Source organism: Pseudophaeobacter sp. 1A16562 (assembly GCF_041008785.1).
Taxonomy (GTDB): domain Bacteria; phylum Pseudomonadota; class Alphaproteobacteria; order Rhodobacterales; family Rhodobacteraceae; genus Phycobacter; species Phycobacter gallaeciensis_A.
Genome location: NZ_JAXGFT010000013.1, coordinates 108,294 through 126,916, shown reverse-complemented (window position 1 = coordinate 126,916; position 18,623 = coordinate 108,294). Strand labels below are relative to the sequence as shown.

Annotated in this window: 27 protein-coding genes; 10 read left to right on the top strand and 17 right to left on the bottom strand. The window is 60.3% G+C overall.

Annotation, left to right across the window (positions count from 1 at the left end; genetic code table 11):
• The 10 genes from SM764_RS22585 to SM764_RS17570 all read right to left on the bottom strand — a co-directional run.
• On the bottom strand, positions 1-117 hold a 117-nt coding region (locus SM764_RS22585; protein ID WP_490363073.1), incomplete at its 3' end, for a DUF8602 domain-containing protein.
• Positions 118-223: 106 nt separating this feature from the next.
• Positions 224-982 (bottom strand): hypothetical protein, encoded by a 759-nt coding sequence (locus SM764_RS17610; protein WP_369002374.1) that lies wholly within the window; start codon positions 980-982, stop codon positions 224-226.
• Entirely contained in the window at positions 979-1,560 is a 582-nt protein-coding gene (locus SM764_RS17605; RefSeq protein WP_369002373.1) for a hypothetical protein, read from the bottom strand. The genes SM764_RS17610 and SM764_RS17605 overlap by 4 nt, the downstream gene beginning before the upstream one ends.
• A 223-nt stretch (positions 1,561-1,783) precedes the next feature.
• A complete protein-coding gene (locus tag SM764_RS17600; protein WP_369002372.1) occupies positions 1,784-2,395 on the bottom strand; it encodes a hypothetical protein in 612 nt (203 codons plus the stop codon).
• Complete coding sequence (locus SM764_RS17595; protein ID WP_369002370.1) at positions 2,392-3,039, bottom strand: hypothetical protein; 648 nt, start codon at positions 3,037-3,039, stop codon at positions 2,392-2,394. Before SM764_RS17595 ends, SM764_RS17600 begins: the two co-directional genes overlap by 4 nt.
• Complete coding sequence (locus SM764_RS17590; RefSeq protein ID WP_369002369.1) at positions 3,029-3,535, bottom strand: hypothetical protein; 507 nt, start codon at positions 3,533-3,535, stop codon at positions 3,029-3,031. The genes SM764_RS17595 and SM764_RS17590 overlap by 11 nt, the downstream gene beginning before the upstream one ends.
• Positions 3,528-3,809 (bottom strand): hypothetical protein, encoded by a 282-nt coding sequence (locus SM764_RS17585; protein ID WP_369002368.1) that lies wholly within the window; start codon positions 3,807-3,809, stop codon positions 3,528-3,530. Before SM764_RS17585 ends, SM764_RS17590 begins: the two co-directional genes overlap by 8 nt.
• Positions 3,806-4,318 carry a hypothetical protein gene (locus SM764_RS17580; protein ID WP_369002367.1) on the bottom strand — a complete coding sequence of 171 codons (513 nt, stop codon included), beginning with the start codon at positions 4,316-4,318 and terminating at the stop codon, positions 3,806-3,808. Before SM764_RS17580 ends, SM764_RS17585 begins: the two co-directional genes overlap by 4 nt.
• 126 nt (positions 4,319-4,444) lie before the next feature.
• Positions 4,445-4,768, bottom strand: coding sequence for a hypothetical protein (locus SM764_RS17575; RefSeq protein ID WP_369002366.1), 324 nt, complete (start codon positions 4,766-4,768; stop codon positions 4,445-4,447).
• Entirely contained in the window at positions 4,765-4,980 is a 216-nt protein-coding gene (locus SM764_RS17570; protein ID WP_369002365.1) for a helix-turn-helix domain-containing protein, read from the bottom strand. The genes SM764_RS17575 and SM764_RS17570 overlap by 4 nt, the downstream gene beginning before the upstream one ends.
• Before the next feature lie 61 nt (positions 4,981-5,041).
• On the opposite strand from SM764_RS17570, the gene SM764_RS17565 reads away from it, so the two are divergent.
• From SM764_RS17565 to SM764_RS17520, 10 genes are all read left to right on the top strand, one after another.
• Entirely contained in the window at positions 5,042-5,437 is a 396-nt protein-coding gene (locus SM764_RS17565; protein ID WP_369002364.1) for a helix-turn-helix domain-containing protein, read from the top strand.
• Between the two features lie 15 nt (positions 5,438-5,452).
• The gene (locus SM764_RS17560; protein ID WP_369002363.1) at positions 5,453-6,340 is read left to right on the top strand and encodes a hypothetical protein; all 888 of its coding nucleotides are present in this window, start codon (positions 5,453-5,455) and stop codon (positions 6,338-6,340) included.
• Between the two features lie 375 nt (positions 6,341-6,715).
• Positions 6,716-6,997, top strand: coding sequence for a hypothetical protein (locus tag SM764_RS17555; protein WP_274866369.1), 282 nt, complete (start codon positions 6,716-6,718; stop codon positions 6,995-6,997).
• A 240-nt stretch (positions 6,998-7,237) separates the two neighbouring features.
• Positions 7,238-7,543, top strand: a complete 306-nt coding sequence (locus SM764_RS17550; RefSeq protein ID WP_369002362.1) for a hypothetical protein — start codon at positions 7,238-7,240, stop codon at positions 7,541-7,543.
• Positions 7,544-7,693: 150 nt separating this feature from the next.
• Complete coding sequence (locus SM764_RS17545) at positions 7,694-7,969, top strand: hypothetical protein (RefSeq protein ID WP_369002361.1); 276 nt, start codon at positions 7,694-7,696, stop codon at positions 7,967-7,969.
• Positions 7,970-7,987: 18 nt separating this feature from the next.
• Positions 7,988-8,407, top strand: a complete 420-nt coding sequence (locus SM764_RS17540; protein WP_369002360.1) for a hypothetical protein — start codon at positions 7,988-7,990, stop codon at positions 8,405-8,407.
• A gap of 46 nt (positions 8,408-8,453) precedes the next feature.
• Positions 8,454-9,446, top strand: coding sequence for a DUF2303 family protein (locus SM764_RS17535; protein ID WP_369002359.1), 993 nt, complete (start codon positions 8,454-8,456; stop codon positions 9,444-9,446).
• An 81-nt stretch (positions 9,447-9,527) separates the two neighbouring features.
• Complete coding sequence (locus tag SM764_RS17530) at positions 9,528-9,668, top strand: hypothetical protein (protein ID WP_369002358.1); 141 nt, start codon at positions 9,528-9,530, stop codon at positions 9,666-9,668.
• A 120-nt stretch (positions 9,669-9,788) separates the two neighbouring features.
• Entirely contained in the window at positions 9,789-9,986 is a 198-nt protein-coding gene (locus SM764_RS17525; protein ID WP_369002357.1) for a hypothetical protein, read from the top strand.
• Entirely contained in the window at positions 9,971-11,068 is a 1,098-nt protein-coding gene (locus SM764_RS17520) for a tyrosine-type recombinase/integrase (RefSeq protein ID WP_369002356.1), read from the top strand. The genes SM764_RS17525 and SM764_RS17520 overlap by 16 nt, the downstream gene beginning before the upstream one ends.
• 238 nt (positions 11,069-11,306) lie before the next feature.
• Here SM764_RS17520 and SM764_RS17515 read toward each other — a convergent pair whose 3' ends face one another.
• Genes SM764_RS17515 through SM764_RS17485 form a run of 7 tightly spaced genes read right to left on the bottom strand, consistent with a single transcriptional unit; the run spans position 11,307 to position 18,623 of the window.
• Complete coding sequence (locus SM764_RS17515) at positions 11,307-12,032, bottom strand: SDR family NAD(P)-dependent oxidoreductase (RefSeq protein ID WP_369002355.1); 726 nt, start codon at positions 12,030-12,032, stop codon at positions 11,307-11,309.
• Complete coding sequence (locus SM764_RS17510) at positions 12,029-12,802, bottom strand: cyclase family protein (RefSeq protein WP_369002354.1); 774 nt, start codon at positions 12,800-12,802, stop codon at positions 12,029-12,031. Before SM764_RS17510 ends, SM764_RS17515 begins: the two co-directional genes overlap by 4 nt.
• A complete protein-coding gene (locus tag SM764_RS17505) occupies positions 12,799-14,049 on the bottom strand; it encodes an SDR family NAD(P)-dependent oxidoreductase (protein ID WP_369002352.1) in 1,251 nt (416 codons plus the stop codon). The genes SM764_RS17510 and SM764_RS17505 overlap by 4 nt, the downstream gene beginning before the upstream one ends.
• Positions 14,046-15,215: a thiolase family protein gene (locus tag SM764_RS17500; protein ID WP_369002351.1), complete on the bottom strand. Its 1,170-nt coding sequence runs from the start codon at positions 15,213-15,215 to the stop codon at positions 14,046-14,048. Before SM764_RS17500 ends, SM764_RS17505 begins: the two co-directional genes overlap by 4 nt.
• Entirely contained in the window at positions 15,212-16,816 is a 1,605-nt protein-coding gene (locus SM764_RS17495) for an AMP-binding protein (protein WP_369002350.1), read from the bottom strand. The genes SM764_RS17500 and SM764_RS17495 overlap by 4 nt, the downstream gene beginning before the upstream one ends.
• Positions 16,813-17,286 carry an aromatic-ring-hydroxylating dioxygenase subunit beta gene (locus SM764_RS17490; protein WP_369002349.1) on the bottom strand — a complete coding sequence of 158 codons (474 nt, stop codon included), beginning with the start codon at positions 17,284-17,286 and terminating at the stop codon, positions 16,813-16,815. Before SM764_RS17490 ends, SM764_RS17495 begins: the two co-directional genes overlap by 4 nt.
• Positions 17,283-18,623 carry an aromatic ring-hydroxylating dioxygenase subunit alpha gene (locus SM764_RS17485; RefSeq protein WP_369002348.1) on the bottom strand — a complete coding sequence of 447 codons (1,341 nt, stop codon included), beginning with the start codon at positions 18,621-18,623 and terminating at the stop codon, positions 17,283-17,285. Before SM764_RS17485 ends, SM764_RS17490 begins: the two co-directional genes overlap by 4 nt.

Here is an 18,623-nt window from a genome sequence, read left to right as displayed (position 1 = left end):
TGCCTCCGAAGGTCGGTCCCGGTTCTGCTTCTCGGCACGTTCATGCGCCTTGCAGTAGATCGTCCCAACCTCAACCAGACGGGAGCACCCGCCCTGCGCACAGGGTTTCTTCGGCATAAGCTCTCCCCCAAACGCAAAAGCGCCCGACGGTTTCCCGTGGGCGCATTTCTTGATGATGTACTATTCATGGTCTGCAGGTGGGTTAAGTGTCAATACCCTTTTATCAGACCGCGAGATCATAGCCCTGCATTCTGTCCAGAGCCGAACAGAGAGACCGCCGCAGAGCCTTGATCGATCGCCCGTCCTTTGCCCACCCGTGCAACGCCAGGACCCTCTCCAGCGACAGACCACCGAGACAGACCAGATCAACGAGGCGTCGAACATAGATAGTCGAGCGCGCCCTACCGCCATTCTGCGACGGACGGATACGCCGCACCTCCTTTGCCAGCCCGCCACCGACCCGGCGATGCAAAGCCCGCAACCTCTGGAAGTCCCGAAGAACCGCCTCCTCTCGATCACCACCGCCGCACCCACCGGTATTGATCGCCTCAAGTGAAGAGCACTTTACACCAGACGCGTTCACCCGCTCGACCAGCGCAGCATAGTCCCTGCCCGCACTGATCTGTCCTGGCGTAAATGGCGCGTGGTATGGCTGCGGATCCTTCCCCTCGCGCCTTCTCCGCACCTGCATGGCCTGATGCGCCTTGAGTGCAGCGCGCTCCATTTCGTCGAACACATCCGCCACCCGTGCCGCATCACGCCCTTCATATCCAGATCGTGTTGAAACAAAGCCACCGCTATCGGTCTTCCGGATTTCCCGAGGCGTGAAGCGGATCATAGGGCCCCGGCCCGGCGCAACCGAGATTTCAGGACCACACTCCACCGGAACCGCCCCGCGCGCCTTGATCGCGGCGATACGCTCAGCCTCTTCCTGCAGACGGGCGACACCGGACGGGCAAACGATCACAACCTGTTCAGTCACTGCGCACCCTCCGCAACCAGCCGAACAATCCGGCGGCATTTCTCTGCAGCACGGGCACGACCAGCCCGAAACATCTGATCATCGTTGCTCAGACTACCACCACGACGCTCCACCTCCTCGATCTTGGCAATGCGCCGCCTGGCATCTGACGCACGTTCGCGAATCTGCCGCACGTCAAATTCTCTGGGCCAAACCCGGTTCCGACGCAGTTGCATCAGCAGCTCCGGCCCGAAATCCTCGGCCATGGCCGCGCGCCCCAGCTCCCCGCCAAACACCGCGCGAAACAACGGCGATGCATCATCTGCGGGTGCCTGTATGTCCGCTGCCCATTTCAGGATCTTGGCCGCGATCGGAAACCGATCCCTGTTCTTTCCGCCCGCCAGATTGCCAACCTGTTCGGCCAGCGCTTGCAGGTTCAACTCTGTCATATAGGCCAGCTTACCGCGCAGTTCCTCCTGCATCATTTCGAACTGCGCGACCGTCATTCCCGTTGGCTTGACCAGCCCCAGCCGAACCAACGTATCAATCAGATGCACCTGCACCCGCTTTTCACCCACTGCCTGCTCTTTCGTATCCATCTGCCTGCCTTTTCTAAGCCCCGCCCGACTTATCCACATCCACCTGCGCCAATTGCGGCGCGCCTGCGTTTATCTTTTCGCTATCTTTTTCTTTCCTATCTCCTTTCAGAACCGCGATTTCTGGAAGAAATCAGGCCAGGGAACTTCCAAAATCCTCCAAAACTTTCCTGAAACTTTCCGGGGGCTTTCCGTTTTCTTCCGGCGGAAGATTTTCGGAAGATATTTAGTCCTGCATCGACAGGGCGGTGAGCGCCTCTTTCACGCGGGTGACGGTGCAACTGCCGCCGGGATACTCCGCCTCGATCCAGTCACTGATCCGCTCGACCATCGACTGGCTTTCGGCAAACCGGGCACCGCCTGGAATATCCCCCAGGCTCTTGCGGATGCTGGCAAACCGCTTGCGCTGGCGCTCATTGGCATTGGCTGCGGCGTTCCGCTTCTTTGAGGTGACCGCTTTCAGCGCCAGCTCCAGAACAACCCGATGGTGAAGCCGCTGTACACCATCACACAGGCACAGGGACCAGCCATGCAACGGCCCGACCTCGCGCCCGCAAAGGCCGTCAAAGACCTCCTGCGAGACGCCCACCAGTTTCGCCAACAGCTTTGGGTTGGTCGGCAGTGTTCCGACCGGCGACTGGGTTTGAGACAGAAACACCAGGTCCAGAAAGACCGAACGGACCTCAAGATCCGCCAGCAGCCGCGTGTCACTGGTGAGCCACCGCTGATAGTGGAACTCGACAAAGTAATGGCTTTCCAGCCGCTCGCCCGCCTCGATCGGGTATTCCGGCAGGCCGCCGACATCCACAGGCTGCAGGTGATTGGCTGGTGCGCTCATTTCGCCCTCGCCATGACACGCGGGCCAACGGCCTTTTCAACCTTGGCCAACCGTTCAGCCAGGCCGCGCGCCTGCTCAGTCAGTTCGCCCAACTTACCGATCGCCGCATTTTGCTCCATCATTTGAGCGCGCGCATCGGTCAAAAAGCAGACGATCTCAGCTGCTAGGGCCTCGCATTCCTCATTGCCGCCTGATGGGCCAAAGAAGCCTTCGCGGATTTCGGCCACCCACCCCGGCATCACGCCAAGAACATCGGCCAGGGTTTCATCCGTTTCGGTACCTTTGTAGCGTCCAGCATCGGGATCATAGGATACTTCCAGCAGTCCCATGATCTCGCGCCGCTGTTCCCGCGTCGGCTGACGCACCCCCGTCTTGGGCGGTGGCGGCGTCGTGGTTTTCTTGGCCAGCACCTGTCTGGATCCGGTCTTTGCCATGTTTCCTGCCTTTCTCTTCCGCTCGCAGGCCGGGCAGTGAAGTGTCCCCTTCACAATCGCCCAGCCCATTTGTTGAACTTTTTTGGAGGCCCGACCTGAATCACCAGCCAGACAGGCAAACACCTCGTCCCGCCCGCACTCATCACAGATCGCCCTCATGCAAGGGTGACCCCTGCGGCCCTGGCTGCTTCTGACATCCTCAAATGCCATCACCGCCCCCTGTCAGGCCGGACTGCCGCTGATGGGCAAGGCGCATCGCAGCAGCCAGAATGCGATGTTTTGCGCTCTTCCGGTTCAATCGGTAGGCTTTGGAAACGTATTCAGGACAAAACCCAAGATCGATACTGGCCGCCCGCAAGGACGGCCACCGCAGCCCACCAACTGCAAAGGCTTTGGAACAATGAAGGGGCGAGATACGCTTGCGCCCCACCCTGTCGGGATCACCCGCAGACAAAGCCGCATAGATCGCACTACGACTGACACCCAAATGACGTGCTGCCGCAGCCGCGTTCTTGAAGTCTTTGCCGCGGATTCGGACTGGCATTTCAGGAATGCCCTTACGATCCAAGCCAACGCCATCCAGCCGCCCTTTGCGCAACGCCTTCAGGACCGTGTTTCGACCGACACCATGCGCAGCAGCTGCAGTTTTTGCGTCCTGATATGTGACGCCTCGGATCGTGATATCGCGGTATTTGGGCTTAGCCATCCTCGCCCCCTTCGGGCGGCAGCCCCGCTTCCAGCTCATCAATCCGATGCGCCAGGCGACGCAACTGGGCTCCCATGCCGCGCTGGACAAACCCCGTGAACAGCGGACGCTGCATCTTTGGATCTGCTGCCTCGCCTGCAAAAAGGGCGAATGTCTTGCCATGATCCGGGTGGTCGCAGACCTCGAACCGAATATGGGCCACCTGGAAAGGCTCCCGCCGGTAGGTCGTCGGGTTGGGATGGCGGGCGCGGGTTTTGGGGCTGTGCGCGCTCATAACCGTACCCCTGCCCCAATCACATAAACAGGCCGGTTCGCAGTCAGCGCCGATTCTGCAATCTGGTGGACCTCACGCGATTTTTCGCGCCCACCGATCGGGGGAATAACGACCGCGTCCGCAGGCTTCAGATACATCCGCGTCATGCGCCGCCAGCGGGCTATATTGTTCGCCGGGCTGACCGAGGCGCGCCCGGTTTCCAACAACGTTTCGACATCAACAGCAGGTGACACAGTCACCAGATTCGGCAGCAGCTGCGCGCGCCATTCGGCGGTCTCCTGCGCCACCAGGGCGCGGCCCGTGGTCAGCTCTGCATAGGGCACCGCCAAAAAAGCAACCTGCCCCCGCGCCCGGCGGATCAATTCATCAACGGACAAACCAAAAAACAGCAGGCCCGACCCCGCGTAATCAACGCCCAAATCATCCCAATCGGGCGGCCCGGAATAGTCCCGAACGGGGTACTTCAATTCACCCATGACACACCCCTGAAAAAATGCGCGCAGCCACACCAGCAGCCGCGCGCAAGGTTCTCAACAGGGAGGTAAAGGGGGCCACCATGTGCAGGCGCGCCTGCCCCCGGTCAGCACTGGCGTGGGTGGCGAACCCACTGCCTGCGGTGTTGCGACCAAGCCCGATCATGCTGCCCGATCCAATTCTGCACCGAAAAACGCCGGGGCGTCTGGATCGGTCAACATTACCAACAACGCGATATGATTGGCGGGGGCCGTAACAGCGCCCCACCAGTTCAACGCAGTCTGAAAACTGACATCACAGAACAGAGCCACTTCGCGCGGGCTGTTGAACCGGGCACGGAAATAGAGCGACCAAAGATCAGGCGCGCTGACCTTTAGCGCATATGGATCAAACTTATTTGACCAAGAGGTTTGAGCCGACCCCGCGATAGGGTCAGCGCATGACACATCATTGTTCACAATCAAGGTCAGCCGAGGACGCGTCATGCGGCCTCCTCCGTATGCGGATCACAGGGCGCATCATCTGGCGGCGGATTGTCGGCCATGTACTGACGCAGCCGGTCCACGGTGCGCAGCGTCGGGCTACCCTCACCGCTTTCCCATTTCGCCCAGGTGCCCCCGCCCCCGACACCCGCCTTTTGGATGACGGTCGAGGGCGAGATCCCCAGCCGCGCAGCATAGGCGCGGATTTCTTCCATGAATTGTTCCATGGCTCATGGATAGGTTTTTAGTTCTATGCCGTCAAGGGACTTTAAAACCATGGAACGTCCGCCAAACGTAGTCCTAAATAACTACATGGCATCGAACCCAACCCCAGACCCATTTCTCTCGCGCTTACAGGCCGCAATCGACGCTGACCCGGATCTAAATGTGTCCAATCTCGCGACTAAAGCTGGTCTGAGCAACAGCACTATCCGGCTCATGTTCAGGCACAACAAAAGCCCTCGCGTTGCGACGATGCGAAAGATTTGCGCCGCCCTGGGGACGACGCTGGAAGAGTTCATGAGCAGCGCCCAGACCGCAGAAGAGCAAGAAATCGTGCGTCTATTTGCCCAGCTACCCGAACCGCTAAAACAGCAGCTTCTTGGCTATGGACGAGGGCTTGCTGCCGCTGCGGATCGGCCTCAGCCAGAAGCCGCCGAAGAAAAAGAATAAGATCACTATCAGTCATTGAAATACCTCCTGCCCCACTCAACAGGAGTAAAAACAATACAGTTTTCAGTTAGCGAAAGAGCATCATCACCAAAAGCAAGGGGTACTGTTTTGAGCGCGCAAGATCTCACAAAGCTCTGGGACAAACAGGGGTATCCTGTAACACCCGAGTCGCGACCACTATTTCACAACCTCAATGAGATTCTCCCAGACGGCCCCACCCCAGAACAACAGGCCTGCCTAGACCTCTATGAAACCATAAGGCAACACGTCCAGGCACCGATATTCACGCAAGAAAACCCGGGCTTAGCCAGAGCCTGGTTTGGCACCAGACTTAAGACCGCTGGATATCTTTTTAATGACCGTGAGGCAATTATTGTCTCAATCACGGATCGTATACCGACCCGAACGCTTTTTCACGAGCTATCACACTTAAAACTGCGGTGGGTGGATAGGTTCCCCCAACTGACCCTCCCCGACCCCAGGCGAAACAAACCCGTTGAAAAACTTCTGAACAACGAACTTGATCACCTCGAGTTCCTCCCTAGAGAATTCGAAATCTTCGGACCACGAGCCCGAGAAAAGTGGACCAAAGAATACTCACAATTCCCCAGCACTCGCGGACCAATCGACAAAGCACTTGCCTTCCCCCTTGTCGCGATCCGATCGCTATTGGCCCAGCACGTCCTCCTGCCGCCTCACAGAAAAAAGATCAACCAGACCGCAAGACGCCTGGAACTCCAAAGTGAAGTGGATGCTTTCGTAAAGGGTATGACAAAACTGTCTCCAAATCGCTCAGACATGATTAAGTTTGCTCTAGACCAATTCCAAATATCGCGTTCGGGCGCCAAGATTCGAACGGAGTCACCCGACACAGGCAAGCCACTAATCCAGACCATCGTTTGACCAAGGGCATATAGACAAGTAGTCAAAGTCACCGCCCCCACGCCAAGGAAATACCTTCGCCATTCTCCAATGGATGGTGTTACTTCGGTTATCAAGCCACGCCCCAACTGCCAGTTCCTCTTGTCCCTCACAGTATTGAAACTGCCACTCGGAAAACGGCAAGAGAGTCATGCCATCTGCATTCGGCTCTTCATCCCCTTGCCTGCGACATACACCATTGGCGGTAACTTCACTCGACATCCCATCGCTCCCTTTTCCTGCCCCCGCCTCGTGCGGGGGTTTTTGATTCTCGCTGCATAGTTTTTTATTTCTACTATATCTTGACATAGGTTTTTAGTTCTATATCTTCACCTTCATCAACCGATGGAGGATTGAATGCAAGTCAAATCAAACGCAGTGATCCGTGGCGCCCTTGGCGTTGTCGCATCACCCGAGGATCACATTGACGATCCCAGCCTGTTCACCGCCGCATGGGGGGCCATGCTGGCCGCCCGTGGCAAGGGGTTCGACCCCAGCCGTCTGCAATCGCGGCACCTGATCGACCGCCCCGCGCCTGCGCCGGAACCGATCGACCAGACCCTTGATCGCGTGGGCCAGAAGGTCCGCGACATTGCCGAGGCCAAAGGCTACCCGCATCGCAACTGCCATGCAGCCTGACCATCTGGCCCGCATCACCCTGCCCCATATCGCAGCCAAACCGGCGCCACACGGCAGGACACACCCACGGGCACCGCCCGACCCCAGATAGCCGGATAGCGGCGCGTGATTTTTGGAGGATTACACGCGCCGCTTTTTCTTGAGGTTTCGCGCCCTTGCGCAGGGGCGCGAAATGGCGCGGGCGGGTCAATCCTCCTCCAAACACATCCTGCCCGCGCCGCTTTTCACGAGGATCAGTTCATGACCACAGAAGCCGCAAGATTTGCCCAGACCATTAGCCAACTGACAGGCCGGGAACGCCGCGATGCTGTTGCCTGCGCCGTGATCGAAACCGGCGGTCTGTACCCATACCCCATGCCACGCCGCGCCCTGATGGAAATCCAGCTGCATGACGTAAACGCCAGCGGAATGGGCGAGGATCAGGCGATCGACAACTGGATCACCGCCGCCCTGAATCCCGCGATCCGCGCCACAGATGGCCGCCCTGACTGCCCCTACAACGGCCAGAGCATGGCGCCGGACCCGATCAGGACTGCCACGGCCTGACACAAGGCCGGGCCGAGCAGGGGCCGGGGATCGCAGAGGCAGCGCCCCGGCCCACCAGACACCCCGGGGGCGCGGCACTTCCCCAAAAAAGCCCTCACTCACGGTTAACCGCGCCGCGCCCCACAGAGAAACCACAACCCGGTAAATCAAATGGCCCAAGAACAGCGCACACCATTCTGCAATCTTCCCGCGCAACAACAGGCCGGCATCCTGTGCAACGACCCGCAGTTCCGCCGATTTACAGCCGTGCGCAGCGGCTTCCCGGATACCGAGTTCACTACCGCCGCCGCTGCCGAGTTCCTGCGCCAATGCTGCCAGATCGACAGCCGCCGCGACCTCGCCACCAACCCCATCGCCCGGGACCGGTTCGACATTCTACGGACTGAGTTCGACGGCTGGGCAGGCCGCATCCCAACCCCACGATAAGGAAAGGAACCTGACGTGATGACCGCCAAACTCCCCACCGCAACACCCGCGCCGGAACCCCGGGACCCCTACAAAATGCGCAGCGTTGAACAGATCCTGTCCCTGTTTGATGGCGGAGATTTTCTGAAACAGCTGCTGACTGATCACCGTCAGCTGCAGTGCGATCTGCTGGACCACAAGGCTGAACACGGCACCAAAGGCTGCAGCGGCAGCATGACGATCACCGTCAACTATGCCCTTGGCAATTCCGGCGACGTGGCCATGGGCGCAACTGCCACCTTCAAGGGACCGAAAAAGCCGCCCTCCAGCGCCGCCGCCTTCATCAACGACCAGGGCGAACTGACCCTCTACAGCCCCATGATGAAACAGATGCACCAGCCGGTGCGCGATCTGCCCGATCACGACCCTGAAACCGGCGAAATCCGCGACGTGGATTAAGCCAACCAGCCAACCCTTTTCACCCTGAAGCAGAAGAGAATCCAAAATGTCTTATGACGACCCTGAAGTGATGAAGAACCCCGCCGAGACCATGCGCGACGTTATGGAAAAAATCGGCCTCCACGATCCCGTCGAACTGGCGGATGATTTGGATTTGACCAAGCCGCAGATGGTTGCCGTTCCCCAGCACCGTGACATCAAGAACCTGACCAGCGATGTGCGCGCTGCGGCAGAGTACCTGAAACCCGCCCGCCGCAAGGGCACCGCACAGATCGAAGACCTGCAAAGCCTCATCGACTGGTCGAACCGGTTTTCCGGTGACACCTCGGTGCTGTTCGCAAAGCCCGATATGGCCGCACCCCGGCTGACCTGCATTGCCGACTATCACGCCAAGGGCCCTGCAGATCCCCTCAACGTCAAAGGCGACCCCTCGGCCCGCCACTGCCACCACAAGGCGGTTTACAGCTTCCCGCTATCTGACGAATGGAAGGCATGGATGGGCATTTCCGGAAAGGCCCTGGACAAGGATGAAATGGGCGAGTTCATCGAGGCCAACGCCAAGGACATTCTGGATCCCACCCCGGCCATTATCAACGGCAATGTAAAAGACGCAAACCAGGGCTGGGAGAACCGGCTGATCACGACCGCCCAGCAGATCGAAGGGAAATTCGGCCAGCTGCACCAGCTGCTGCAAATGTCCCGGCAGTTCCAGGTCTTTGAACAAAGCGATCTGTCCGTGACGACGAACCGCGACACCGGCGAGGCTCAGGTCAATTTCATCAACGAACACACGGATGAAAAGGGCAAACCTCTGAACATCCCGAACCTGATCATTATCGCCATCCCGGTGTTCCGCGGCGAAGCGCCCTACCGCATGGCTGTCCGGTTCCGTTACCGCAAGAGCGGCGCCACCGTGAAATTCATCATGACGCCCTACAACCCGGAAAAGAGCTTTGAAGACGCCTTCAAGATGGCGGTCGAGTTGGTTCGGGAAGGCACCGAATTGCCGCTATTCTACGGCAGCCCCGAAACCACCTGATCCCACCTGGTTTCTTTTTGTGCCCCCTCATTGATCGAGGGGGCAGCGACGGAAACCAACCCCAATCAGCGAGGAACCAAAATGGACAACTTTGACCGTCATTTCGATCGGCAGTCAGCCCGCACCCAGAAAATCATGATCTACGCGATCATCGCCAAACTGGCCATTGCTGGCGGCCTGATCTGGCTAGCCGTTTACGCCATCAATGCCTTCACGGCCTAATTCTGGAACCGTCGGAGGGCCAAGGAATGATCGGAGGACTTCTCTACCGCATCGGGTGGCACGGCTGGAAAGCCCCCGGAGGTATCTTTCCCGGCACCGATCTAAAAGGCGTCCAGTAGAATGGGTGCCCCACGCGTAACAGAGGCCGCAATCCAGCGCGCGATCAAGGCGGCGCAGCTGTCTGGGATCCAGATTGGCGCTGTCACCGTGAACAACGTAGACGGCACCGTCCGCATCGAGGCTCTGGGGCCGAAGGCTGTAGACGAGAAGACAATAAAAATGGCATCCTACACTCCCAAACAATGGGACCGAGGATGACGGACGTGCGAGTACACTTTCCGGGCTTTTTGATCGAGCGAAATCGCAACGGATCAGCCCGGTACCGTGTCCGAGTGGAAGGCCAAAAAGGCCGGAAGATCACGATCCCCGTTGGCCCAGAAGACCCTGATTTTGCGAACCATTATTACGCCGCGCGCCAAGGCGATGTCTGGCAGCCGCAGGAAACCAAGGCGATTGACCGGTCCCTCGATTGGCTGAAGGACAGATACCTCCAGTATCTCACGAAAATGGTTTCTGCCGAAAACTTGTCCAGCGACACGCTGAAGCAACGGCGCTCGATGCTGACCCGGGTATGCGATTTCAAAGATCCGGAAGGCACCCGCTATGGCGAATGCGACCTAGAAGCCCCTCCGAGCGCCTTTGTTGCGATCCGAGACGATTGGGCAGATCGCCCGGGCGCCGCGGATAACATGATCAAGTCTGTGCGCGCGATGTACCAATGGGCGATCGAGCACGGCACCACCTCCATGAACCCATGTGTCGGCATCGGCAAGATCAACCTGAACTCCAAAGGGGCCACGCCCTGGACCGCAGGTGATCTCAAGAGGTTCAAAGAGGCTCACCCGACAGGCACCACCGCGCACCTGTGGCTAACGCTTCAAGCTTTCACTACCTGCCGCATCGGGGATGCCGTATGGCTGGGCCGAGATCAGGAGAAGGTCTACAATGGGCAGGTCTATCTGGAGTACCAGCCACGCAAGAAAGGATCGGCTCCGGTCTCGATCCCGATGCTGCCCCCTCTCTATGAGGCGACACGCGCGGCAAAGGTGGTCGGCCCAGCCTACATCCTGAACAGCCAAGGCCGCCCATACAAATCGACTGAAGGTCTCCGAGTGAGGGTTCAGCGCTGGCTGAAGGAAGCCGGGATCGCTGAGAGATCATCGCATGGGATCAGGAAAGCCATGGGAGAGCTGCTGGCAGAGATGGGCTGCTCTCAGCACCAGATCATGGCCATCATGTCCCACACCCAGGCGAAGACCTCAGAGGTCTATACCAAGGGCGCGGAGCGGCGCATTTTGGCTACCGGCGGGATGCAAGCTCTGAACGCTCTGGACTGGTAAGGTGTACCGCACCCACTTTTTGCGGTACACCTGAGCCAATAAAATATAGGCATTTAGGCCTTTTTGACATTCCTGCCGGGCCTACCACACCACCAATGACTTGCCTCAATGCCGCAGTACACCTGCGCACCCATCGGTTTTTCTTGCGGCGCAGCAGCGCTGTTGCACAAGCCGACAGCGGTCGTACTTTTGCTTTAGAATTGCAGTGCATTTTTCAAGCGCTACAGAGCAGCCCCGGTCAAAGCGACATCGCCCCGACGCTGCCGCCACCGCAAACATACAGGGTCTGACCGGTGACAAACCCGTTCTCCGGATCGCAAAAGAACAGAAAGGCGTTCGAGATATCGCGCACTGTGCCGAGACGTCCCACCGGAATGCGCTTCGCCAGCTCTGCCTCACGGTCGCTGCCCTTGGGAATGATCCCCCAGAAGTTATCGGTCTGCACGGGGCCGGGAGAGACCACATTCACCGTGATGCCATGCCCGGCAAGCTCAAGCGCCCAGGTGCGGGCCATGCCGATGATCCCCGCCTTGGTCGCCGAGTAGGCCGTGCGCGTCGGCACACCAAGTGCCGCACGCGAGCCGTTGAAAAGAACGCGTCCAAAACCGCACGCCTTCATCGCAGGCAGGAAGGCCTGCAACAGCGTCAGCGGGGCCGCAAGGTGCAGCTGCGTCAGCCCGGCCAGATCTTCGGGCGATGCCTCTTCCAGCAGATTGGGCCAGATCATCCCGGCATTGTTCACCAGATGTGTCACGTCATGATTGGCTGCGATTTCTGCTGCAGCCCTCGCCGTGGCGCTTGCGTCCAGCAGGTCGACCTCCACGTGGTGCAGGCCCGGATCCGACCACTCAGGCGCGCCGCGTGACAGGGACACGACCGTATATCCCCTAGCAATCAGGCGCTGCCCCAAATCGGCGCCAATGCCCTTGCTGCCGCCCGTGATCACGGCTGTATACTTGCTCATGTCGTCACCATTGCCAGCACGCGCAGGGGGCTGCCTGTGCCGCCTTTTATCTTGAGAGGGGGGGCGATCAGAAGCGCGCCCGTGGGGGGCAGCTGATCCAGGTTGCGCAGGCATTGCAGCCCGAATTTGCCTGCCCCATGAAGCAAGTAATGCGCCGGATAGGGTGGCACGTAATGAGCGCCCTGACCGGCATCGGTGCCAACGGTTTCGGTGCCAAAGCCGCGAATATCGCGTTTCAGCAGCAGTTCGATCGCTGCCGGGCTCGGCCCCGGTGAATGCGGCCCGTCCTCTGCCATGTTGAGATAGGCTGCCCCGCTGCGCTTGGACCAGTCGGTGCGCATCAAGACCCAGCTATCGGCAGGGATTTCTCCGTGTTCGGCTTCCCAGGCTTCGATGATCTCTGGCGTCAGTTCGAAATCGTCGTCCTTGGCCGCGCCTTCGGAACAATCGATCACCACGACCGGGCCGACAAAGACGCTAGGATCGATCTCATCCACTGCGCCATTGGGCACATCCTTGCCCGACACCCAGTGGATAGGGGCGTCAAAATGGGTGCCCGTGTGTTCATTGAGGGTCAGGTTGTGCCACTTCCACGCGGGTCCGCGATGATCATAGGCGCTGACCTCTTCCATGCGGAAGCGGGCACATTGGCCAAATTCCGGCGGCAGGATGATCACCGGGAAATCCGGGTCCAGCGTATGGGTCAGGTCCACGATACGCGCCGCACCGCTGCCCAGCGCCACCGCCACATCTGCAATAAGATCGCTCATGATCCGCCTCCGGTCATTTCCCGCTCCAGCAGCAGCGCATCCGCCTGCCAGCGCGCATAGTGATCACGCGCGATGTCGCCGCAGGTGACCTCTTCCAGCCCATCAACCAACCCGCCGACGACCGAGCGCGCCACGGCGTTCGGCGTCACCTTGGGCGGTGGCAGGGGCTGGAACCAGGCATCACCCTCGATGGGGCCGATATAGACATTCATCACACGCAAGCCGCTCTGGCGGAATTCGGCGCGCAGGCTTTGCGAGATCGACCGCGCCGCCGCCTGGGACGCCCCGAATGTGCCAAAGCCCGGATCCGGCACCAGCGCCTGAACCGAGAGGATGTTCACGAAGGCCGCCGCCGAGTTGGTGCCATCCTGCACCCGCGCCGCCATGCCGGGGCCAAACCCCTGCGCCAGCCGCATCAAGCCCAAGGTGTTCACCTCGAAACCGTCGCGGGCAAAGACCGTGTCATTGCCCATGATCCCGCCGGGGCGCACGAAACTGGCCGTGTTGATCAGGATATCGACCTTGCCGCCGATCTCGGCCGCCAGCTTTTCGATCGACGTCACATCCGTCACGTCCAGCGGCAGCAGCGAGACGTTTTCCATCGCTTCAAAGGCCGCGCGTTCCGGCCAGCTGCGCCAGGCTTCCGGCTCCCCCAGGAACACATGGGAGGCACCGGCCTTGAGCAGCGCCTGCGTCAGGGCTAGGGCCACCGGCGCGCGCGCATCACTGATCAGGACGCGGCGGTATTTTGGATCGGACGACATCGCCCGCAGCACGGAATCATCTTGCATCGCATCGCTTCCTTTCTGTGGCAGCGCAACCAAGACGCCCTGCCCGGCCCTGTCCAGTTTCAACGCCATGCGCACCACATCGCCGCGACCGACCTCGCCATGCAGATGGCAATTCAGCATCGGCCCAGCATCGAGTTTCACCGCGCCCATGCGCCAGGGCATCCGTTCACGGAAATAGGGTTCGGGCGACACACGGATGGTGGTTTCAGCCATGACTGTGCCGGATGGATCCACATCCTGCCAAGGCAGATCAGTGGATAGGCATTTGTGGCAGGCATCGCGTGGCGGATATTGCACCGCCTGGCAGTCTGCACAAACCTGCAGGCCAAAACGACCCTGCGCGGCCATCACACCCAACCCCAACGCGGCCCGGCTGCGCGTGGCGGGGGGCAGCACCGGCACGGTCGTGCGTTTTTGCGGGTCTTTCTTTTTCGGTGGGACCAGCGGTTCGCTCATGTCGCCCCTCCTTCGATGACGGCGGCAGAGGAACAAAGACCCCGGTCATAGTTGATCACGCCAAAGCCCGACACGGCCGCCCGGCGGGCGCCCTCGACCTGGGTTGGCCCCGCCGTTCCTGTCACCTGCCGCAGCGCCTCGACAAGACCAAGGTAGCCGCCTGCCGCGCCGGCCTGCCCGACCGACAGCTGCCCGCCCGAGGTGTTATGCGGAAAATCGCCGCCGATGGTTAGATCGTGGCGGCGCACGAACTCCGCGCCCTCGCCCTTGGCGCAGAACCCCAGATCCTCGAACTGCATCATGCAGATCACCGGGTAGTCATCATAGGTTTGCAAGACGTCGATCTCGTCCGGGCCATGGCCCGCCATCTGCCACAGCTCGTCCACGTCCACGGCCCAGCCGCCGCGCAGCTGCATGGGATCCTCGGGAAAGGCATTGGTGCGCTCGATGGTGGCGCTGATGCGGGCAAAGGGCAGCCCCTTGGCCACGGCCATCTCTTCGCGCATCACTACAAAGGCTTCAGCGCCTGCGCAGGGCATCACGCAGTCAAACAGGCCGATCGGGTCCGAGATCATGCGGCCCTCAAGGTATTGATCAAGACTCAGCGGTTTTTTCATGATCGCCTGCGGGTTCTTCAGGGCATTGGCCCGCTGCGCCACCGCGATGCGGCCAAAATCCTCACGCGTGGCGCCAAACTCTTGCATATAGGCGTCCTGCAACAGGGCAAAGCTCGCGTTGGGGCCGCCAAACCCATAGGGAAAGGTCGCATCCATCGAGAACCGCGAAAAGGCGGACAGAAGGGTGCGGAAACTGTCGATCCGGTTGGTATCCCCCGACACGCAGGCGATGACATCGGCATCGCCGCATTGCACCGCGCGCGCCGCCCGGCGCAGGGCGGCAACACCGCAGGCTCCGCCCATCGGAACGGTATCGAGCCAGCGGGGCGAAAGGCCCAGATGCTGGGTCAGGCCAACAGGCGTATCGGGCGCCAGCGTGAAACTGGAGACCGAAAGCCCGTCCAGTTGCTGCGGCGTCATGCCGATCACCTTCAGCGCCTCGCGCAGGGCGCGGGCGATCCACCAATGGGCGGTTTCATTGGTGTAGCGCACGTAGGGCACCGACACGGGCGCGGTCAGCACAACCCCGTCATAGGGCAGTCGGTTCATGCCGCGCTCCGCTTTTTCAGATGGCGGGTGTCGATGGTCTGGGGATCCTTCAGCAGTTCAGCCGCGCGCGTCTTCAACACCGCCCGTTGCAGTTTCTGGGTCGCGGTGACGGGCAGGTCTTCGACAAAGGCGATGTAGCCGGGCGCCTTGTAATAGGCCAACTGCGTCAGGCACCATGTGGTGATCTCATGGGCAAGCTCTGGGCTGGCCCCCTCCTTGGCAATGATGCAGGCAAAGACCTCGTCGCCCCGGATCTCATCAGGAGCGGCGGCGACCGCAACGCTTTGAACTGCCGGATGGCGGGCCAGGACGGATTCCACCTCGACCGCCGCGATGTTTTCCCCGGATCTGCGGATCACGTTCTTCTTGCGGTCGACGAAATACATTGTCCCGTCCGCCGCGCGCCGCACGATATCGCCGGTGTGGAACCAGCCGCCTTCCCAGGCCTCATCCGTTGCGTCCGGGTTCTTGAAGTATCCGGCAAAGAAGCCCTTGCGCGGATCCGACCCCGCATGGCGCACCAGCAATTCGCCCTGATCTGCATCCGCGCCGCTGTCATCCACCAGCCGCGCCTCGACCGTGTCCTGCGGCCAGCCGATGCAGGAGGTGCCCACATTGCGTGGTTCGCGGTTGGCACAAATGGTGGCCCCTGCCCCGGTTTCGGTCATCGCCCAGGCCTCGGTCAGGGCAAAGCCGAAGCGTTCTTCGAAGGGGGCATGGAGTTTGGGATCAATCCCTGCGCCAAACCCGAAGCGTACCGAGTGATTGCGATCCTCCGCGCAAGGCTCCGCCCCCATCAGCATCGAGGGCATCACGCCCAGATAATGCAGGCAGGTTGCCCGGCTGCGGCGCACCGAGTCCCACCAGCTGCGCGGATGAAAGCGGTCCAGCGCCGTGAGACACCCGCCCACGGCAACCATCGCCATGAAGGAAAAGGCCATGGCGTTCATGTGAAAGATCGGCAGCGGCGTGATCATCCGCTCGCCATCCGTGTTCAGCGCACAAACACCGGTTGCGGTGCTGTACCAGCGGCCCGCCTCGATGAAATACTCATCGGTCAGGATACAGCCCTTGGGCTGCCCGGTGGTGCCCGATGTATAAAGGAGCGCCGCCTCTGCATCGCCATTACGCACGGCGATGGCCTCGGTTCTGACGGCCTTCGGCAGCGGTTCCCCAAGTGTCACCACAGGCATCTGCACCTTGGCCGCCTCGGCGGCGCGGCGCAGCTCGTCCGCGCGACTGGCCAGCGACAGCGCCAGAACAGGTTCGCCGTGCCCGATCATGTATTCCATTTCAGCGGCGCGCAGATCGGGGTTCACGGGAACGACGGAGATCCCGAGTGCATTGAAGGCCAGCCACCACAGGAAATAGCTGGGCCGGTTCTCCAGCAAGACCATAACGCGCTGACCCTTGACGTATCCGGCAGCCTCAATCTCTGCGACATGGCCCTGCACCGTCTTTAAGGCCTCGGCGTAGGTGATCTCACCTGCGTCGATCCCGTAGATCTCTGCCGTCTCTGGCAGCACATTCAGGAACGGACGGTCAGGCCAGCGGGCGGCGCTCTCTGCAAAGGCGCCAAAAACGGTCTGTGCGGTAATCATGGCAGCAACTGGATATTGCGGAAGGCCGCGTCGCAATTGAGGAGATCAACCCGCTTGCCCGCGATCCGAAGCGCCCCGTCCACCAGGGCGAGATCATGCCGCACGGTCAAGGCCAGCAACTGCTGCTCGTCCAGGCGCGTCTCCACGTAGTGCATCGAGGTATTGGTCACGAAACGGTCATCCCCCATCTCATCCACGAATGGGCGCTGAATGACATGATGACAGCGGCTTTTAGGCTTTTGGCTGAAGGTGCGCGCGCCGTTCAGACGCTCCACCCGCAGCTTCAGCATGAACATGTCCTCGTATAGAAGCGAGGTCTGATTGATCGGATCGGTCTGCTTGTAATCAAGCGGCATCCAGTAGATCCCGTCGGGCAGCCAGAGCGACAGCCACTCGTCATAGCGCCCCTCGTCCAGCATCCGCACCTCGCCATAGATGAAATCGATCAGCTGATCCCGTGTGACACTCATTCCGCCACCTCCTGCTCCGGGGCATCATAGGTCATGAACTTGGCCCAGGCGTTGAACTGGTTGCGCATCTGGCGTTCGGTGGTGCCATTGTGGACGGCTTCCTCGCTGAAATCCTCGTCGTCTTCGAGAAGGCGCTGGACATTGACCCATTCCATCCCGTCGGCGTGCAATCCTTCCTGCGCGCGCTCGTACATCTCAAGGTCGTCATGTCCGACAATCGAGGTGGGCGCATTGATCATGCGGTTGTACATCGCGGTGCGGGCAGTCAGCGCATCCGGCGCCCCGACCAGACGGTAGATGTAGCTTTCCACGATGGTCTTGTCGGCCGCGAGCGGGATGAAGACCCGCAGCTGCTGGATCGGACCCTTGATCATGATATTGGGGAAATAGACGGTGTTGTGCCGGTTGTCGTCTAGGATGGCCTTTGCCCTCTCCTCTCCGTAGCTTTCCGTCAATGCTTCGAAATACCCCGGAATGGCGGAGTAGTCCGAATGGATCGAATGGCTGACGCCCGTGTGCCCATGCCCGTTGGGCCATGTGCGGATGCCCATGCCCTCGAAGAACTCATAGGGGGACATGAAGGGCGCGATGATCTCCATCGCGGGGGGCTTGGGCGTGCCTTCTGGCAGGTCCAGCTCTTCGTATAGATTCACTGCGGTTCCGGCGCTGCTTTCATGCGCGACCATTGGATGGCAGGTGTCGGTCTGGTTCTCGACCAGCATTTTCCAATTGCAGTGATGCAGATAACGCAGCGGCGGGCCGACCACCTCAAGCCGACCTTCGGGCGAGCGGTCCACCATATTGTCGAGCGAGCTGAGACTGTCGCCAAAGAACTCCTCGAAACTGATGCCCTCTTCGGCCAGCCGCGCAAAGATGAAGCCACGATAGTTCTTGACGGCGCCAACCGCCTTCATGCCCTTGCCGCTTTCTGTCTCTTCAAGGCCGGTGCCCTCGTATCCCTTTTTGAGTGGGATCGCGAGCAGGCAGCCATCGGTCTTGAAGGACCACGCGTGATAGGGGCAGCGGAAGAATTTACCGGTATTGCCCTGGCGGTCGATGACGATCTTGGTGCCCTTGTGCGGGCAGCGATTATAAAGAACCTGGATGTCATCCGCCTTGTGGCGCACCTGGATGACCGGCTGATCCCCGATCTGGGTCGCAAAGTAATCGCCCTTGGCCGGGGTCTGGCTTTCGTGGCCGACAAACACCCAGGAGTTGGCAAAGACGTGCTTCATCTCAAGCTTGAAGATGTCCTCGTTGATATAGACATCCCGGTGCACCTGATGGGGCTGCACAAGGGACGCCGCCGCAGTTGGGTTTCCTGAATAGCTGACCAT

What these genes read in the sequence shown, in the direction of transcription:
- SM764_RS17540 (WP_369002360.1), top strand. Translation starts at nt 7,988, where the DNA reads ATGACCGCCAAACTCCCCACCGCAACACCCGCGCCGGAACCCCGGGAC.
- SM764_RS17510 (WP_369002354.1), bottom strand. Translation starts at nt 12,802, where the DNA reads ATGAGCGATCTTATTGCAGATGTGGCGGTGGCGCTGGGCAGCGGTGCG.
- SM764_RS17550 (WP_369002362.1), top strand. Translation starts at nt 7,238, where the DNA reads ATGACCACAGAAGCCGCAAGATTTGCCCAGACCATTAGCCAACTGACA.
- SM764_RS17520 (WP_369002356.1), top strand. Translation starts at nt 9,971, where the DNA reads ATGGGACCGAGGATGACGGACGTGCGAGTACACTTTCCGGGCTTTTTG.
- SM764_RS17575 (WP_369002366.1), bottom strand. Translation starts at nt 4,768, where the DNA reads ATGACGCGTCCTCGGCTGACCTTGATTGTGAACAATGATGTGTCATGC.
- SM764_RS17505 (WP_369002352.1), bottom strand. Translation starts at nt 14,049, where the DNA reads ATGAGCGAACCGCTGGTCCCACCGAAAAAGAAAGACCCGCAAAAACGC.
- SM764_RS17525 (WP_369002357.1), top strand. Translation starts at nt 9,789, where the DNA reads ATGGGTGCCCCACGCGTAACAGAGGCCGCAATCCAGCGCGCGATCAAG.
- SM764_RS17570 (WP_369002365.1), bottom strand. Translation starts at nt 4,980, where the DNA reads ATGGAAGAAATCCGCGCCTATGCTGCGCGGCTGGGGATCTCGCCCTCG.
- SM764_RS17555 (WP_274866369.1), top strand. Translation starts at nt 6,716, where the DNA reads ATGCAAGTCAAATCAAACGCAGTGATCCGTGGCGCCCTTGGCGTTGTC.
- SM764_RS17595 (WP_369002370.1), bottom strand. Translation starts at nt 3,039, where the DNA reads ATGGCATTTGAGGATGTCAGAAGCAGCCAGGGCCGCAGGGGTCACCCT.
- SM764_RS17565 (WP_369002364.1), top strand. Translation starts at nt 5,042, where the DNA reads ATGGAACGTCCGCCAAACGTAGTCCTAAATAACTACATGGCATCGAAC.
- SM764_RS17490 (WP_369002349.1), bottom strand. Translation starts at nt 17,286, where the DNA reads ATGAGTGTCACACGGGATCAGCTGATCGATTTCATCTATGGCGAGGTG.
- SM764_RS17485 (WP_369002348.1), bottom strand. Translation starts at nt 18,623, where the DNA reads ATGGTCAGCTATTCAGGAAACCCAACTGCGGCGGCGTCCCTTGTGCAG.
- SM764_RS17605 (WP_369002373.1), bottom strand. Translation starts at nt 1,560, where the DNA reads ATGGATACGAAAGAGCAGGCAGTGGGTGAAAAGCGGGTGCAGGTGCAT.
- SM764_RS17500 (WP_369002351.1), bottom strand. Translation starts at nt 15,215, where the DNA reads ATGAACCGACTGCCCTATGACGGGGTTGTGCTGACCGCGCCCGTGTCG.
- SM764_RS17530 (WP_369002358.1), top strand. Translation starts at nt 9,528, where the DNA reads ATGGACAACTTTGACCGTCATTTCGATCGGCAGTCAGCCCGCACCCAG.
- SM764_RS17600 (WP_369002372.1), bottom strand. Translation starts at nt 2,395, where the DNA reads ATGAGCGCACCAGCCAATCACCTGCAGCCTGTGGATGTCGGCGGCCTG.
- SM764_RS17515 (WP_369002355.1), bottom strand. Translation starts at nt 12,032, where the DNA reads ATGAGCAAGTATACAGCCGTGATCACGGGCGGCAGCAAGGGCATTGGC.
- SM764_RS17495 (WP_369002350.1), bottom strand. Translation starts at nt 16,816, where the DNA reads ATGATTACCGCACAGACCGTTTTTGGCGCCTTTGCAGAGAGCGCCGCC.
- SM764_RS17535 (WP_369002359.1), top strand. Translation starts at nt 8,454, where the DNA reads ATGTCTTATGACGACCCTGAAGTGATGAAGAACCCCGCCGAGACCATG.
- SM764_RS17545 (WP_369002361.1), top strand. Translation starts at nt 7,694, where the DNA reads ATGGCCCAAGAACAGCGCACACCATTCTGCAATCTTCCCGCGCAACAA.
- SM764_RS17585 (WP_369002368.1), bottom strand. Translation starts at nt 3,809, where the DNA reads ATGAGCGCGCACAGCCCCAAAACCCGCGCCCGCCATCCCAACCCGACG.
- SM764_RS17590 (WP_369002369.1), bottom strand. Translation starts at nt 3,535, where the DNA reads ATGGCTAAGCCCAAATACCGCGATATCACGATCCGAGGCGTCACATAT.